13 protein-coding genes, 1 pseudogene and 1 other annotated feature are annotated in these 15,310 nt (G+C 52.3%); of the genes and pseudogenes, 10 read left to right on the forward strand and 4 right to left on the reverse strand.

Annotated features, from left to right (window positions below):
- A pseudogene (locus NM10_RS13370) lies at positions 1–244 on the reverse strand (transposase); the annotation flags it as partial.
- Positions 245–709: 465 nt separating this feature from the next.
- Here NM10_RS13370 and glpK point away from each other — a divergent pair.
- The 5 genes from glpK (at position 710) to NM10_RS09750 (ending at position 6,334) form a co-directional block, all read left to right on the forward strand.
- A complete protein-coding gene (gene glpK, locus NM10_RS09730) occupies positions 710–2,215 on the forward strand; it encodes a glycerol kinase GlpK (protein WP_020311406.1) in 1,506 nt (501 codons plus the stop codon).
- A gap of 18 nt (positions 2,216–2,233) precedes the next feature.
- A complete protein-coding gene (locus tag NM10_RS09735) occupies positions 2,234–2,965 on the forward strand; it encodes an MIP/aquaporin family protein (RefSeq protein WP_204365355.1) in 732 nt (243 codons plus the stop codon).
- A gap of 267 nt (positions 2,966–3,232) precedes the next feature.
- A complete protein-coding gene (locus NM10_RS09740) occupies positions 3,233–4,693 on the forward strand; it encodes an NAD(P)/FAD-dependent oxidoreductase (protein ID WP_020311408.1) in 1,461 nt (486 codons plus the stop codon).
- Positions 4,693–5,961, forward strand: coding sequence for an NAD(P)/FAD-dependent oxidoreductase (locus NM10_RS09745; RefSeq protein ID WP_020311409.1), 1,269 nt, complete (start codon positions 4,693–4,695; stop codon positions 5,959–5,961). The genes NM10_RS09740 and NM10_RS09745 overlap by 1 nt, the downstream gene beginning before the upstream one ends.
- Before the next feature lies 1 nt (position 5,962).
- On the forward strand, positions 5,963–6,334 hold the full coding sequence (locus tag NM10_RS09750) for a DUF1667 domain-containing protein (RefSeq protein ID WP_020311410.1): 372 nt from the start codon (positions 5,963–5,965) through the stop codon (positions 6,332–6,334).
- Between the two features lie 352 nt (positions 6,335–6,686).
- On the opposite strand, the gene NM10_RS15315 is transcribed toward NM10_RS09750, so the two are convergent.
- From NM10_RS15315 to cysE, 3 genes are all read right to left on the reverse strand, one after another.
- Positions 6,687–6,767 (reverse strand): putative holin-like toxin, encoded by an 81-nt coding sequence (locus NM10_RS15315; protein ID WP_366926068.1) that lies wholly within the window; start codon positions 6,765–6,767, stop codon positions 6,687–6,689.
- Positions 6,768–7,119: 352 nt separating this feature from the next.
- Positions 7,120–8,064 carry a cysteine synthase A gene (gene cysK, locus NM10_RS09760; protein ID WP_020311412.1) on the reverse strand — a complete coding sequence of 315 codons (945 nt, stop codon included), beginning with the start codon at positions 8,062–8,064 and terminating at the stop codon, positions 7,120–7,122.
- 144 nt (positions 8,065–8,208) lie between these two features.
- Positions 8,209–8,907, reverse strand: a complete 699-nt coding sequence (cysE, locus tag NM10_RS09765) for a serine O-acetyltransferase (RefSeq protein ID WP_020311413.1) — start codon at positions 8,905–8,907, stop codon at positions 8,209–8,211.
- A 54-nt stretch (positions 8,908–8,961) separates the two neighbouring features.
- Positions 8,962–9,176, reverse strand: a binding site (T-box leader).
- Between the two features lie 656 nt (positions 9,177–9,832).
- On the opposite strand from cysE, the gene NM10_RS09770 reads away from it, so the two are divergent.
- From NM10_RS09770 to NM10_RS09790, 5 genes are all read left to right on the forward strand, one after another.
- Positions 9,833–10,378 carry a LutC/YkgG family protein gene (locus NM10_RS09770; RefSeq protein ID WP_020311414.1) on the forward strand — a complete coding sequence of 182 codons (546 nt, stop codon included), beginning with the start codon at positions 9,833–9,835 and terminating at the stop codon, positions 10,376–10,378.
- 15 nt (positions 10,379–10,393) lie between these two features.
- Positions 10,394–12,556 (forward strand): L-lactate dehydrogenase (quinone) large subunit LdhH, encoded by a 2,163-nt coding sequence (gene ldhH, locus NM10_RS09775; RefSeq protein ID WP_020311415.1) that lies wholly within the window; start codon positions 10,394–10,396, stop codon positions 12,554–12,556.
- 77 nt (positions 12,557–12,633) lie between these two features.
- The gene (locus tag NM10_RS09780; RefSeq protein ID WP_239639696.1) at positions 12,634–13,617 is read left to right on the forward strand and encodes a polyprenyl synthetase family protein; all 984 of its coding nucleotides are present in this window, start codon (positions 12,634–12,636) and stop codon (positions 13,615–13,617) included.
- On the forward strand, positions 13,618–14,550 hold the full coding sequence (locus NM10_RS09785; protein ID WP_020311417.1) for a prenyltransferase: 933 nt from the start codon (positions 13,618–13,620) through the stop codon (positions 14,548–14,550). It begins immediately after the preceding gene.
- Entirely contained in the window at positions 14,534–15,253 is a 720-nt protein-coding gene (locus NM10_RS09790) for a ubiquinone/menaquinone biosynthesis methyltransferase (protein ID WP_226888102.1), read from the forward strand. The genes NM10_RS09785 and NM10_RS09790 overlap by 17 nt, the downstream gene beginning before the upstream one ends.
- The last annotated feature ends 57 nt before the right edge of the window (positions 15,254–15,310 follow it).

The following is a 15,310-nucleotide window of genomic DNA, read 5'->3' on the forward strand; positions in this document are numbered from 1 at the left end:
ARCGGTCGGCCATCTTCAATATCTGCTGGGCAACACCGGCCTGCAACAAGCCGTAGTTTTCATTTTCCTTGCAAATGGGGTAATTTTCTTCGTACCGCAAGAATTGCTGGGTATCGAAGTAATGCTGCCGAATCGTATAGACCGCTATATTATACAGGTTATTGCTGTATTTGCACATTTCCCGGAGCATGGTATACTCTTGTTTCGACAAGCCGCGGATGACATTCGATTGCGTCAAGTACATCTAGGATTCACCTCCTCTGTTATCTACCATTATACCGTAGACGAAGTGAAAAGGCTAAGATGGAAAAGACATAGGGTGGATTTCGCAGGCATCGAACCTGCGAAATCCACCGCCATTGATGCCCCTACCTAAGAGGAAGGAGTCTTCTGGCGAAACTATGATAAAATAGTGTAATCCTCTGACGAAAAAATAGTAGCGAATGCGAGTATATTCTCTCCTATTATCGCATTTTTGTTCATGTAAATGCAAGGTAAAATAGAAAACAAATTCAGAAATATGACCTTTTATGTATACTATATTTTGCATAAAAATTATAGCCTGTTTTAAGGCTATACGCAAAGTGAAAATATGTAAATATTTAGTTGAAATAATGTGCTAGGTGATGTATGATGAAATCACAGAAAATCCTCTATGCAGGTAGCGAAAGAAGATACCAGTGTAATTGATGAAAGGAGCAATGTTATTATGCAAGACAAGCAATACGTCATGGCCCTTGATGCCGGCACCACGAGTAATCGCGCTATTATTTTCGACAATGAATCACATATCGTCAGCGTCAGCCAGAAAGAATTCACTCAGTATTTCCCGAAACCGGGCTGGGTAGAACATGACGCCAATGAAATTTTCCACAGCATGGTCGAAGTCATGCGCGAAGCCCTGGAACAGGCCAATATGACGGCTAGTGAAATCTCGGCTATCGGTATTACTAACCAGCGTGAAACGACGGTCGTCTGGGACAAGAACACAGGCGACCCCGTGTACAACGCCATCGTATGGCAGTCCCGCCAGACCGCGCCGATTTGTGAAGACCTCAAAGCCCGCGGCCTGGTCGATGAATTCCGTGAAAAGACGGGCCTGGTCATCGATGCCTACTTCTCGGGCACGAAGGTCAAATGGATTTTGGACAATGTCGAAGGCGCCCGGGAAAAAGCCGAAAAAGGCGATCTCCTCTTCGGGACCATCGACTGCTGGCTGGTCTGGAAACTGACAGGTGGCCAAGTCCACATCACCGACTATTCCAACGCATCCCGTACACTTATGTTCAACATCAAAGAACTGAAGTGGGATGACCAGCTTCTTGAATATTTAACCGTTCCTAAATGCATGCTCCCGGAAGTCCGCCCGTCCAGTGAAGTCTATGGCTGCACGGATCCGGCTATCCTCGGCGGTCCGGTCAACATCGCCGGTATCGCCGGTGACCAGCAGGCGGCTCTCTTTGGTCAGACCTGCTATGAACCGGGTATGGCCAAGAACACCTACGGTACAGGCTGCTTCATGCTCATGAACACAGGCACGACGCCGATTCCTTCCAAGAACGGCCTGGTCACGACCATTGCCTGGGGCCTTGACGGCAAAGTCGAATATGCCCTGGAAGGTTCTATCTTCGTCGCCGGTTCGGCTATCCAGTGGCTCCGCGACGGCCTGCGCCTCATCGACACGGCTCCTGATTCGGAATGGGTCGCTAAACGCGTTCCCGACTCGGACGGCGTCTATGTCGTACCGGCATTCGTCGGTCTCGGCGCTCCCTACTGGGATATGGATGCCCGCGGCTTGATCATCGGCATCACGCGCGGTACTAAGAAATCTCACATCGTTCGTGCAACTCTCGATTCTATGGCTTACCAGACGAAAGATGTCCTCGGCGCCATGGAAGCAGACTCTGGCATCAAACTGGCTGCCCTCAAAGTCGACGGCGGAGCTGTTGCCAACAACATGCTCATGCAGTTCCAGGCCGATATCCTCGGCGTTCCTGTCGATCGTCCGCAGGTCATCGAAACGACGGCTCTCGGCGCCGCTTATCTGGCTGGCCTGGCTGTCGGCGTATGGGATTCCAAAGAAGAACTCGTATCGAGCTGGAAACTCCAGAATCGTTTCGAACCGACCATGGATCCTGAAAAAGCAGCAGGGTATTATAAAGGCTGGCGCAAAGCTGTCAAACATGCAATGCACTGGCTTAGTGATGAAGACTAAGAGAGAGGTGCTGGAATCATGATGTTTGACAACTTATTAGGAGAATTTATCGGGACGATGGTCCTCATCGTCTTCGGGGCCGGCGTCTGCGCCTGCAACACGCTGACCAAATCGAAAGGCCAGAACGGCGGCTGGATTTGTATAACCGCAGGATGGGGTTTCGCCGTAACTCTCGGCGTTTACACGGCAACGACCCTCGGTGCTCCGCAGGGTGACCTGAACCCGGCTGTTACGCTCGGCAAGACGATGATCGGGATTTACAGTGTTCCTCAGTTCTTCGCCACGTCCATCGCTCAGATCCTGGGCGGTATCCTCGGCGCAGCTATCGTCTGGCTGGCTTACCTGCCCCATTGGGCTGAAACGGAAGATAAACCGGCGAAACTCGGTATCTTCTGCACGGCTCCGGCTATCCGCAACTATCCGGCCAACTTCCTTTGTGAATTCATTGCTACTTTCTTCCTGATGTTCGTTATCTGGATGATTTTCTCCAATAAAGTCGGTGCCATTCCTCCTGGAGTCGGCCCGTATATCGTCGGCATCCTCATCTGGGCTTTGGGTATGAGCCTTGGCGGTCCTACGGGGTACGCCATGAACCCGGCTCGAGATTTGGGTCCTCGTATTGCTCATGCTATCCTGCCGATTGCCGGTAAAGGCGGTTCGGACTGGGCTTATGCCTGGGTTCCTGTTTTCGGCCCGCTGGCTGGTGCCTTTGCTGCCTACGTCGTAGCCATGGCTTTACATGTCTTCTAATTTATTTAATATATGGTTTTGGGAAAGGGCTTGTCATTCATCGGCAAGCCCTCTCCTTTACTTAAGTTTATAAATTTGTTTATAAATTTTGAACATAATTTCATACTTAATCAAAGGTAATATTCCTATATTTTTGCATGAAAAAATAGTATAATTCGGCTATGTGAAAATATGTAAAAATAGTCTTGCAATTATTTTCACAAACCGATATAATAAGGGCATCAAAGATAGTGATACTTGGTATTTACAGAGAAAGAGGTTGTGAACATGACAAAACAAGCAGATGTCGTCGTAATTGGCGGCGGTATTACCGGCACAGCCATTTTGCACGAACTGGCAAAGTACAATCTTCGTGCAGTCCTGGTTGAACAGGAACCGGAACTGGCTGCCGGCACGACAAAGGCCAACAGTGCCATCCTTCACGCAGGTTTCGATGCGCCTACGGGCAGTATGAAAGCCCGCATGAATGCCGCAGGCAATGCGATGTATCATGAATTGAAAGACGAATTGGATCTGGACATCCGCTGGTCCGGCTCGTATGTAGCCGCCCTCGACGACGAACAGATGGACGTCCTCAAGGAACTCCTCGAACGGGGCAATGCCAATGGCGTTCCCGGACTGAAAATCGTCAGCGGCGATGAAATGCGCAAAGAAGAACCGAATGTCAGCAAGGACATCAAAGGCGCACTCTGGGCTCCGACTGCCGGCATCTGCTGGCCTTTCGGCCTGGCCCTGGCTTTTGCGGAAAATGCCGTCATCAACGGCGCTGAAGTCATCCGTGAATGTCAGGTTACGGGCATTACCGTAGAAGACGGTGCCGTCAAAGCCGTCGAAACGGACAAGGGTACTATCGAAACGAAATACGTCATCAATGCCGCCGGCGTCCATGTCGACGAAATCAGCCGCCTTGCCGGGGACGATACCTTTAAGATCCATCCGCGCCGCGGCGAATACATCCTCTTTGATAAAACGGCTCAGAAAGACCTCGTTTACTCGCCGATTTTCCCGACACCGACGAAAATGGGCAAAGGCATCCTGGTCTGCGCGACGACACATGGCAACGTCTTCGTCGGCCCGAACGCCCAGGATATGCCGGATGAAGAAAAAGACGACACGGCCGTCACCATTCCGGGCATGGACGACATCCTGGACAAAGCCCGCCGTCTGGTCCCGAACATCCCTGTAGGCGCTACCATTACGGAATTTGCCGGTGTCCGCGCCGTATCCAGCACGGGCGACTTCATCCTCGGCCCGTCGGAAAAGACGAAAGGCCTCATCCAGGCTGCCGGCATCCAGTCTCCGGGCCTGACTTCGGCTCCGGCTATCGCCAAATATCTCGTCGACGGCATCGTCGCTGAAACCGGTGCGACAGCCAAGACGGACTATAAGAAAGGCCGTCCGGCTCAGCCCTGCTTCCGCATGATGGCTGAAGCTGACCAGAAAGCCCTCATCGCCAAGGATCCCCGTTATGGCCGCGTCATCTGTCGCTGCGAAACGATTACGGAAGGGGAAATCGTCGATGCCATCCATCGCCCCGTCGGTGCCCGCACCGTCGACGGTGTCAAACGCCGCACGCGTGCCGGCATGGGCCGCTGCCAGGGTGGCTTCTGCGGACCTCGTGTTACACAGATTTTGTCCCGTGAATTGAACATCCCCGTTACGGAAGTACGGAAAGAAATGCGTAATTCTTACATGTTCTACAACAAAGAAAGCGGAGGTAAGGCATAATGGGTGAACAACTTTATGATATTATCATCGTTGGCGGCGGCCCGGCAGGCTTATCCGCTGCCTACAGCGCTTGGCAGAACGGCGCTAAAAAAATTCTCGTCCTCGAACGTGACCGCGAAGCTGGCGGCATCCTCCAGCAGTGCATCCACAATGGTTTCGGCCTCCATCACTTCAAAGAAGAACTGACCGGCCCGGGCTACGCCCAGCGCTGCTATGACCTGGTCAAGGATAAACCGGAAATCGAAATCCTCGTCGACACCATGGTCCTCAGCGTCAATCTCGACAAGACGGTTACGGCTGTCAGCCCGGCTCACGGCCTGATGAAAGTACAGGGCAAGACGATCATCCTCACCATGGGCTGCCGCGAACGTACACGCGGTGCCATCCGTATCCCCGGTTATCGTCCGGCTGGCGTCTTTACGGCCGGTGCAGCGCAGCGCATGGTCAACATGGAAGGCTATCTGCCCGGTAAGAAAATCGTCATCCTCGGCAGTGGCGACATCGGCCTCATCATGGCCCGCCGCATGACCCTGGAAGGCTGTAAAGTCCAGGCTGTCCTGGAAATCTGCCCCTTCTCGAACGGCTTGACCCGTAATATGGTACAATGTCTGTATGACTATGATATTCCTTTGTATCTGTCTCATACCATTACGGCCATCCACGGCAAAGACCGGGTCAACGGCATTACGGCCGCCAAAGTCGACGACCATATGAAACCCATTCCGGGCACGGAATTCGACATCGACTGCGATACGCTGCTCCTGTCCGTCGGCCTGATCCCGGAAAATGAATTGTCCCGCGGCTTGGGGCTGGCTATGCATCCGCTCACCAATGGTCCTATCGTCGACCAGCATCGTGAAACGAGCATCCCTGGCATCTTTGCAGCCGGCAACGTCGTCCACGTCCATGACCTGGTAGACTTCGTATCGGAAGAAGCTGAAATTGCCGGTAAATACGCTGCCCTCAAGGCACAGGAACAGCTGCCGGAAGACGTAGCCGACGTCAAGGTCGAAGCCATCGACGAAGTCCGCACCTGCGTTCCCCAGCACGTCCGCGCTACGGCAGAAGGCGAAACGATCCGCTTGTTCATGCGTGTCCGCAAACCCATGAAGAAAGTCCGCCTCACTGTCAAGAGCGGTGACGATACGCTGCTGACGAAAGTCCTCCCCGTCGCCAAACCGAGTGAAATGATCGCCGTCAACGTACCGGCTGAAAAAGCCAAGGGCCATCATGCGGATTGGACCGTTTCCGTAAAGGAGGAAGCATAACATGAGTGTAGAAACGAAACAACTGAACTGCATCAACTGCCCGCTGGGCTGCCTGCTTACTGTTACCCTGGAAGACGGTAAGATTACCAAGGTCACAGGCAATACGTGCCCGCGCGGTGAAAAATATGCCCATCAGGAATTGACCGACCCGCAGCGCATGCTGACCTCGACGGTCCGCATCGAAGGCGGCGAACTGCCGCTCCTGCCGGTCGTATCCAAGACGACGTTGCCGAAAGGCAAAATCCTCGACTGTGCAGCAGCCCTGCGCAGCGTCGAAGTCAAAGCCCCGGTCCATACAGGCGACGTCATCGTCAAAGATATCCTGGGCCTCGGCGTAGATATCGTGGCCAGCCGCGATATGGGCAAAGAATAAGCATCGGTACCAATATTCCCTCTTACATATACCAGAAAGGGGCTGTCGCATGTGCGACAGCCCCTTTCTCGTTGCTCGTTGTTCGTGGCTAGTGGCTAGCGAAAAGAGGTTGCAGGGGTCGTCCTCTACAGCGATCTTCTTCAGCAGCCGTCCTGTCGTTTTTTACAGTCATGCCCTGACGGGCTGAAAAGGCACGTGCTTTAGAGGGACTCATTAATTTGCTTGATTTATTAGGCGAACATGGTACAATAAAAACAGAGATAGTCCGATGGTGGTACATCGGTCTCCTCTGTGGTTTATGTTTGAAGAAGGCCGTGTACCGCGAGTACGCGGTTTTTTTCATGCTAAAGGTTTATCGCTTCGTTGCTGAAATAATCAGCACTATAAGAGTTGCGAATGCAATCATCAATGACAATGCTTCGTATACACTCATGCTGATCACCTCGCTTTCGCGAGGGAAACCGAATACATCGAACTATCTCATGGAGTTCAGTATACCAGATTTACTACCAGGCTTCAAGGAAAAGCCATTGTTCGTAATTCATAAAGCCATACCATCATTATCGAATAGGTTGTGGTGAAATCTCGCAGCGGGCCGCCCATCCTCTGCTGTCCGTTTCAGCAGCCATCTTGCGCCTTCCGTTGGTCGGCACCCGATGGGCTGGAAAGGCTCTGGGACGGCCCCTACGCAGCTAACCACTAACCACTAGCCACTAACCACTTAAAAGAGGCTGTCGCATGTGCGGCAGCCTCTTTTCTCATGTATTGGTTGGAGGATGGTCTATTTATTTCGTTTTCTGCTGGATGAAGCCCGGCGTCGTGAGGTAACGGTCGCCGTTATCCGGCAGGAAGGCTACGATGGTCTTGCCGGCGTTTTCCGGACGTTTTGCGACTTCCGAAGCGGCATAGAGAGCTGCACCGCCGGAGATACCGATGAGGAGGCCTTCGGATTCGGTGAATTTCTGAGCCGTTTCATAAGCCTGTTCTGTCGTAACCGTGAAGACTTCGTCGTAGATCTTGGTATCCAATGTTTCCGGAACGAAGTTTGCGCCGATGCCCTGGAGTTTGTGCGGGCCTGCATGGCCTTCGGAGAGGAGCGGCGAATCTTTCGGTTCGATAGCGATGATCTGGACGGACGGTTTCTTTTCTTTGAGGTACTGGCCGACGCCGGAGAGCGTGCCGCCTGTGCCGACACCAGCTAAGAAGATGTCGACAGCGCCGTCTGTATCTTCATAGATTTCCGGGCCCGTCGTCAGGCGATGGATTTCCGGATTGACCGGGTTGGTGAACTGGCCGGGGATGAAGGAATCGGGGATTTCTTTGGCCAATTCGTTGGCTTTGTCGACAGCGCCTTTCATGCCGGTCTTGCCCGGTGTGAGGACGATTTCAGCGCCATAAGCGGAAATGAGGTTGCGGCGTTCGATAGACATGGTTTCCGGCATGGTGAAGATGGCGCGGTAGCCTTTGGCAGCAGCTACGGCAGCCAGGCCGATACCCGTATTGCCACTGGTCGGTTCGATGATGACCGAGCCTTTTTTGAGGATGCCTTTCTTTTCAGCGTCTTCGATCATGGCTTTGGCGATGCGGTCTTTGGCGGAGCCGGCCGGGTTGAAAGCGTCGAGTTTGACCAAAAGGTTAGCAGCTACGCCAGCGGCGTTGTTGTAACGTTCCGGTTTCAATAATGGTGTGTTGCCGATCAACTGTAACATGGATGTGTAGATTTTGCTCATGAGAATCTCTCCTTTTCCTATGATTCATCCCCCGATGAATGCAAAAATATGTTGAAGTATAGTAAGGTATACCAAATGGGTATAGATTTTATGTACACCTGTAGAGGGATTTTTCATTTCCATACAGGGTGACAACGAAGTTTATTATTTCAATGGCCGCATTTTGCCAACGCAGCGTTCATCTTGCTGGTGGTCCATCATTTCGACGCGGTGCTGCAAGAGGGCTACCTGATGCTGCAGGGCGATGATCTGATCTTCGATGGGGTCGGGCAGGCGGTTGTGGTTGAGGTCGACGTCGCGTTCGCTGTGGCTGGCCTTGAGGCGCTTGCCTTTCTGGACGACGACGCGGCCCGGGATGCCGACGACTGTCGAGTACGGCGGCACTTCTTTGAGGACGACGGAACCGGCGCCGATTTTTGAGCTTTCGCCGACGGTGAAGGACCCGAGGACCTTGGCGCCGCAGGCGACGACGACGTAGTCGCCGATGGTCGGATGGCGTTTGCCCTTTTCCTTACCCGTCCCGCCGAGGGTGACACCCTGATAGAGGGACACGTTGTTGCCGATGACCGTCGTTTCTCCGATGACGATGCCCATGCCATGGTCGATGAACAGGCCTTCGCCGATTTGGGCGCCGGGATGGATCTCGATGCCCGTGAAGAAGCGGGAAATCGTGGAAATGAGGCGTGCCGTGACGAACCACTGATGCTTATAGAAGAAGTGGGCCAGGCGATGGGCCCAGATGGCATGAAGGCCGGAATAGCAGAGCAAGACTTCCAGCGTGTTCTTGGCGGCTGGATCGCGGTCCTTGATGACGCGAATGTCGTTGCGAAGTGATTTGAACATGGCGTAGCGCCCTCCTGTGTCGTAAAAAAGTAAATAAAAAAAGACCTGCCGTCATACAGAGACGGTGGTCCGTGGTTCCACTCTGATTGCAGTCTTTCGACTGCCACTCAATACCCGTAACGGCGGCAACCGGGATGACCTACTCACGTTCAATCATCCTGCTCCCAAAGGCATTCCATCACATTCAACTTCGATAGGGGCTTTCAGCCGGTGGCCCTTACTCTCTGTGCCGTTATCCTGTGTGTACTTGTTTTGGTCATTGCATTTTTGTTTTCGTGTTGAACACATGATACCCCTTCACAGGACGTTTGTCAATAGAAAAATTGTAAAAAGATGACAAAATTGGTGTCTTATTCAAAAAGGCCGATAGAATCACGTTCTTTATATATCCATATAAGGGATTTGCCGTTTTTCGTTCATCGTTCGTCGTAACCAGGGCTTTTGTTTTTTTCGACCTACGACGAACGGCCTGCGATGAACGATGTTTTCATAAAGACTCATTATTTTTGATTAAATTTGTCTGCATACAATATCCATGTTTAGTAGATATGAATTGTATTCTCTACAATCAATCGTATACTGTAAAGCAAAATGAGCTTAATATGAGATAAAGTAATTTAAAAAATCTAAAAATATCATTACAAAAACATATCCTTTAGCGTGGTTAAGCGAAGTATATAGCGTAAATAAGCCATTTTTCTGAAAGGCTTATTGATAAAAAGCATGGAGTGTTAAAAGAACACCATATTAGTAATGAATGAGCTAATAACAAAAACAGCATAGATGACCATTCAAGGTTTCTCATTTTGTATTACCCATTTTTCTATACTTATTGCACTTTGCGCATGAAATGGTATACTTATGTTAAATACTTTACTTCATAGTATTCGTTGTAGTTGTGATTTATAAGTAAAGAGGTGTGAAAATGGAAAAGACAGAATTGTATGAAACATTCCAGAAAGGGTTGACCAGCGTCAACGGCGAAAGTTACATCGCCAAAAAAGCAGACGTTGCTGCAACTCTCACCAAAATTTTCCAGGACAAGGACACACATGAAGTTGCCCTCGTTGAAACGCCGCTCCTGAAAGAAATCGGCGCTGTAGACGCATTGAAAGCCGCAGGCATCAAAGTGGATACGGATCACTTCCGCAAGAATGCCCCGGACGACAAAGGCGGCGTTACCGAAGCCGATTACGGCATCGCCAACTTGGGCTCCATTGTCCAGATGAAGGACGACATCGACTGTCGTATCGTTGAAACGGTATCGGACGTCTATGTCGGCATCGTCAAACTTTCTAAGATCGTCGATACTTTCGATGACATGATCGACATCATGGCCGAAACGAAACCGTTCCCGAAATTCGCCGGTATCATCACCGGCCCGAGCCGGACAGCTGATATCGAATGTGTCGGTACTGTAGGGGTTCATGGCCCGCGTCAGTATTCGGTCATCGTCGTAGAAGATGCGTAAGGGAGGGAACAGCACATGTCTAACGAATTACTGAAGCAAGAAATCGAGCGCGCCATGGATAATGCGCCGCTGCAGAAGGCGTTGAAGAACTTTACGACAGCTTATCCTGGCAACCGTGCAAGAGTTTACAAAGGATATGACTTTGAAGCGCTTCGTGAGAAAGTCCATGAAGTAAAATCCTATGCTCGTGACCATCTGGACGAAGTCATGGCCGAATTCATCAAGAATGCGGAAGCCAACGGGGCTCACGTATTCGTCGCTCATTCTCCGGAAGAAGCTATGGACTATGCTTTGAAACTGGCAAAAGACAACAACGTCAAACTTTGCGTTAAGTCGAAATCCATGGCATCGGAAGAAATGCACTTCAACCAGAACTATGAAAAAGCAGGCATTACGGCTCAGGAAACGGACTTGGGCGAATTCATCAACTCCATCGCTGGTGATACGCCGTCCCACATGGTTATGCCGGCTATTCATTATTCTAAAGAAGACGTTGCCGACCTCTTTGAATCGTATACGAAACAGCCGGAAGAACCGGTCATCACGAAAGAAGTCAAGACGTCCCGCCGCGTCATGCGTCCGAAATTCCTCAGCGCTGAAATGGGGGTTTCCGGTGCCAACGTCGCTGTCGCTGAAACGGGGACAGTCATTACCATGACGAATGAAGGCAACGGCCGTATGGTCGCAACCCTTCCGAAAACGCACTTATATATCTTTGGTATTGAAAAATTCGTCGCTAAGATGAGCGATATCCGCTACATCTTCAAAGTACTGCCTCGTAACGGTACAGCCCAGAACATCACGGCATACCTTTCCTTCTACACGGGCGCTACGAAAGTCGTTACGGATCCGGAAAACGATACGAAGGAAGACAAGAACTTCCACATGATCATCCTCGATACGCCGGAACGCCGTAAGATCATGGCCAGTGAAGATTACAAAGATATCTTCTGCTGCATCCGCTGCGCTGCCTGCCTGAATGTATGTCCGGCCTTCCGCCTCGTCGGCGGCCACGTATATGGCGGCTCCATTTATACCGGCGGTATCGGCACGCTGCTCACGAGCTTCCTCAACAGCCGTGAACGCGGTAAAGATATCCAAAACATCTGTCTCCAGTGCGGTACGTGTAACACAGTCTGCGGCGGCAAACTCGATATTGCCGGCATGATCCTGAAATTACGTACGAAATTCGCTCAGGAAGATGGCCTCAATCCGGTCCATAAATTCTGTCTCGATACGGTTGCTGACCGTCACCTCTTCCACTCTATGCTGCGCATCGCTTCCGTTGCTCAGGGCATGATTACCAAAGGTCAGCCGATGATCCGTCATCTGCCGATGTTCTTGTCCGGTCTGACAGCAGGCCGCAGTCTGCCGAGCGTTGCTCCGCAGCCGTTCCGCGATATCCTGCCGACAATCAAACAGGATGTTCCCAATCCGAAGGGCAAGATCGCTATCTTCACGGGCTGTCTCCTCGACTTCGTCTATGTCGACATCGCAACGGACGTCGTCAAAGCCCTCAACATGGCTGGCTATATCGTAGAAATGCCGCTTGGCCAGGCTTGCTGCGGTGCTCCGGCTACCTATATGGGCGATGTTGAAAACGCCAAGAAAGCTGCTGAAATGAACTTGAACGCTATGGAAGCTGAAAAATACGATTACATCGTATCGGCTTGCCCGACTTGTACGCATGCCCTCCGCGATTATGTCGACTTCTTCAAGGACGATCCGGAAATGCTCAAGAAAGCGGAAGCACTCCGCAGCAAGACCTTCGACTTCTGCAAACTCGTTTCCATGCTCGGCGGCTTGCCGGATACCGGCGATGGCGTACCGATGAAGGTCACCTATCACGACTCCTGCCACTTGAACCGTTACCTCGGCGTCACCAAGGAACAGCGTGAACTCTTGAAAGCTACCAAGGGCGTCGAACTCATCGAAATGCACGATTGCGATAAATGCTGCGGCTTCGGTGGTTCTTACTCCGTTAAATTCCCTGAAATGTCGGCTCCGATCCTCGAAGAAAAGATCAACAACATCGTCGCTTCTGGCGCAGATGTCGTCGCTGTCGACTGCCCGGGCTGCTTGCTCCAGATCCGTGGCGGCCTCGATGCTCGCGGCTTGAACAACATTCAGGTTAAACACACAGCACAGATCGTCGTTGAAAAACGCGAAAAAAAATAGGCAATAACGTTGGCCGGAAAGGTAAATAGAGCATGATGATAAAACAGACACTCTTAGAAACCAGCGCCCGGAAGTTTATGCCCAAATTGTTTGCCGGTATCAGCGATGACCAGGTCCGCAGAGTGAAAGAGTATATAAAACTATATACGCAGCATCCCTTTGAAGGTACAGCCACTGGCGCTGTCCTCGACGATGCAGCCTCTTCGCAGGGGAAGATGATCCGTCCCCGCCTGGTACTGATGGCCGGCTCGTTCGGAACAGACCGCGACGATGTGCGGGAGCGGTTGTATAAACTGGCGGCCGTAGTGGAAATGACCCATCTGGCCTCACTGATCCATGACGATATTGTCGACGATGCACCGGTCCGGCGCGGCAAGCCGTCGGTGCAGAGCAAGTACGGGAAGAACGCAGCCGTCTATGCCGGCGATTTCCTGATGAGCCGCATCACCTTCTACTTGATGCGCGAGGGATTGAACCGGGCAGGTATGGTCATCGCCCAGGTTGTAGAGGAAATGTGTGCCGGCGAAATCGGCCAGGCCATGTGCCGCTATAAAGAGGACGTCACTATTGACCAATATCTGCAGAACATCCACGGCAAGACCGTCGCCTTGTTCCGCGCCTGCTGCCGCATCGGTGCCATGGAAAGCGGTTGTGACGAACGGGTATCGCGGATGCTCGAGTCCTTCGGCGAATGTCTGGGCTATATGTTCCAGATGCGCGACGACCTCCTCGACTTCGTACCCGATAGTTCGATGATTGGCAAGAAAGCCCACCAGGATTTCCGCGAAGGGATCTATACCCTGCCGGTCCTCCTGGCACGGGAACAGCCCGGCGGCCGCCGGCTCCTCTACCCCTATATGGAAAGGAGCGCCGAAGGGACGCTGACTCATGCGGATATCTGCCGCATGGAAGAAATCGTCGCAGCCCTGGGCGGCCTGGAAGGCGCGTGGAACCAGATCCACACCTACCAGAAACGGGCTGAGGACATCCTCGAAGCCCTGCCGTCAAGTGATATTTCCCTGCAGCTCGGCAAGATCGTACGTAAGCTGGGGGCCGTGTGAATGGAACAGCAACATTGCTTAACACCTAAGCTGGCCGTTCGCCTGGCTGCACCGCACACCTGGCTGGCTTCTGTATATCCCGCCGTATTCGGTGAACTGTATTGCCTCCTGAAGGGCTACCCCCTTACGGGGACGCTGGCCATCACCCTCTTTTGGGCCTGCGTCTTCATGCAGTCCGCCGTCAATACGCTGAATGATTATTTTGATTTTGTAAAAGGCACGGACACTGCCGACGACAACGTCGAGGTGAGCGACGCCGTCCTGGTTTATGAAAACATCAAGCCTGGACAGGCATTGGCTTTGGGACTTGGCTACTTAGTTGCAGCCGGTCTCCTGGCCTTGCCGGCACTGGTCACAGCCGGACCGGCGCCGCTGATCATCGGCGTCATCGGAGCCATCGCCGTATGGACCTATTCCGGTGGTATCCTGCCGATATCCTATCTGCCGATTGGCGAGTTCGTTTCGGGCTTTGTCATGGGCGGCCTCATCCCCATGGGAATCGTCGCCGCCGTCAGCAGTACCTTCGATTTTTCCGTTTTGCCTGCGGCTCTGCCCTTCATCATCAGTATCGGTCTCATCATGATGACCAATAATACGAGTGATATTGAAAAGGACAGGCAGGCCAAGCGCCGGACCTTACCGGCACTCTTGGGAAGGACTCAGGCCGTCCGCCTGTACCGGGCTGCCGTATGGATCTGGATGGCACTCATCTGCCTCCTGCCCGTATGGTATATCGGTTGGTGGGGCCTCATCAGCCCGGCTTTCTTTATCGTGTTTGCCCGACATACCTTTGTCAATCTGCTTCAGTCGCCTCTGGAACCGCAGGGGCGGGTGAAACAGATGAAAGGTATCATCGCCGCCAATCTCTTTGGCAACGGTGCCTATCTGTTAGCACTCGCGATGGTCCTCTTCGGAGGTGGTACTTTTGGCTGAACTCTCAAAACGGGAGAAGGTATATCATGTATTCCAGCAGATTTCCCAGACTTATGACCGCGCCAACGGGCGCATCAGTCTCGGCATGGAAAGCCGTTGGAAAGACTGCCTCATCGAAGCTGTCTGTGAGCAGGCAGCCAAGGGCAGCCGTGTCCTGGATGTGTGCAGTGGCACTGGGGACATCGCTATTTCCCTGGCAGCGCACCGGCCGGATCTCAAGGTCACTGGCCTCGATTTTTCGCCGGCGATGCTCGACGTAGCCCGCAAAAAAGGCGCGCCGCTTGCTAACGTTACCTGGCAGGAAGGTGATGCCATGAACCTGCCTTTTGAGGATAATACCTTTTCGGCAGCCTGTATCTCCTTCGGGCTTCGCAACACATCGGACTACCTGCGCGTCCTGCAGGAAATGACCCGCGTCGTCGTTCCCGGCGGCTGGGTATATTGTCTCGACTCCTTTGTCCCCGATTCTCTGGTCATCCGGCCCTTTTATTCGGTGTACTTCCGGTATGTCATGCCCTTCCTGGGCGGCGGCTTCCGCCATCGGCAGGAATACACCTGGCTGTGGCAGTCGACGCAGGATTTTCTCAGGAAGAAGGAGCTCCTGGACTTGTTTGGACAAGCCGGATTGATTGACAGGCAGATGAAAAGCCGCTTATTTGGGGCCTGCGTGCTCCACAAGGGGAAGAAGCCTGCGGTCGAATGAAGGATTATGAAAAGGACTTACATTACGTTACGATAGATACGAACGGAAATTAAGATA

It is taken from the genome of Megasphaera sp. NM10, from assembly GCF_000417505.1.
Classification (GTDB): Bacteria; Bacillota; Negativicutes; order Veillonellales; family Megasphaeraceae; genus Megasphaera; species Megasphaera intestinihominis.

Coding starts and splice junctions, on each gene's coding strand:
- glpK (WP_020311406.1), top strand. CDS start 710: ATGCAAGACAAGCAATACGTCATGGCCCTTGATGCCGGCACCACGAGT.
- NM10_RS09735 (WP_204365355.1), top strand. CDS start 2,234: ATGATGTTTGACAACTTATTAGGAGAATTTATCGGGACGATGGTCCTC.
- NM10_RS09740 (WP_020311408.1), top strand. CDS start 3,233: ATGACAAAACAAGCAGATGTCGTCGTAATTGGCGGCGGTATTACCGGC.
- NM10_RS09745 (WP_020311409.1), top strand. CDS start 4,693: ATGGGTGAACAACTTTATGATATTATCATCGTTGGCGGCGGCCCGGCA.
- NM10_RS09750 (WP_020311410.1), top strand. CDS start 5,963: ATGAGTGTAGAAACGAAACAACTGAACTGCATCAACTGCCCGCTGGGC.
- NM10_RS15315 (WP_366926068.1), bottom strand. CDS start 6,767: ATGAGTGTATACGAAGCATTGTCATTGATGATTGCATTCGCAACTCTT.
- cysK (WP_020311412.1), bottom strand. CDS start 8,064: ATGAGCAAAATCTACACATCCATGTTACAGTTGATCGGCAACACACCA.
- cysE (WP_020311413.1), bottom strand. CDS start 8,907: ATGTTCAAATCACTTCGCAACGACATTCGCGTCATCAAGGACCGCGAT.
- NM10_RS09770 (WP_020311414.1), top strand. CDS start 9,833: ATGGAAAAGACAGAATTGTATGAAACATTCCAGAAAGGGTTGACCAGC.
- ldhH (WP_020311415.1), top strand. CDS start 10,394: ATGTCTAACGAATTACTGAAGCAAGAAATCGAGCGCGCCATGGATAAT.
- NM10_RS09780 (WP_239639696.1), top strand. CDS start 12,634: ATGCCCAAATTGTTTGCCGGTATCAGCGATGACCAGGTCCGCAGAGTG.
- NM10_RS09785 (WP_020311417.1), top strand. CDS start 13,618: ATGGAACAGCAACATTGCTTAACACCTAAGCTGGCCGTTCGCCTGGCT.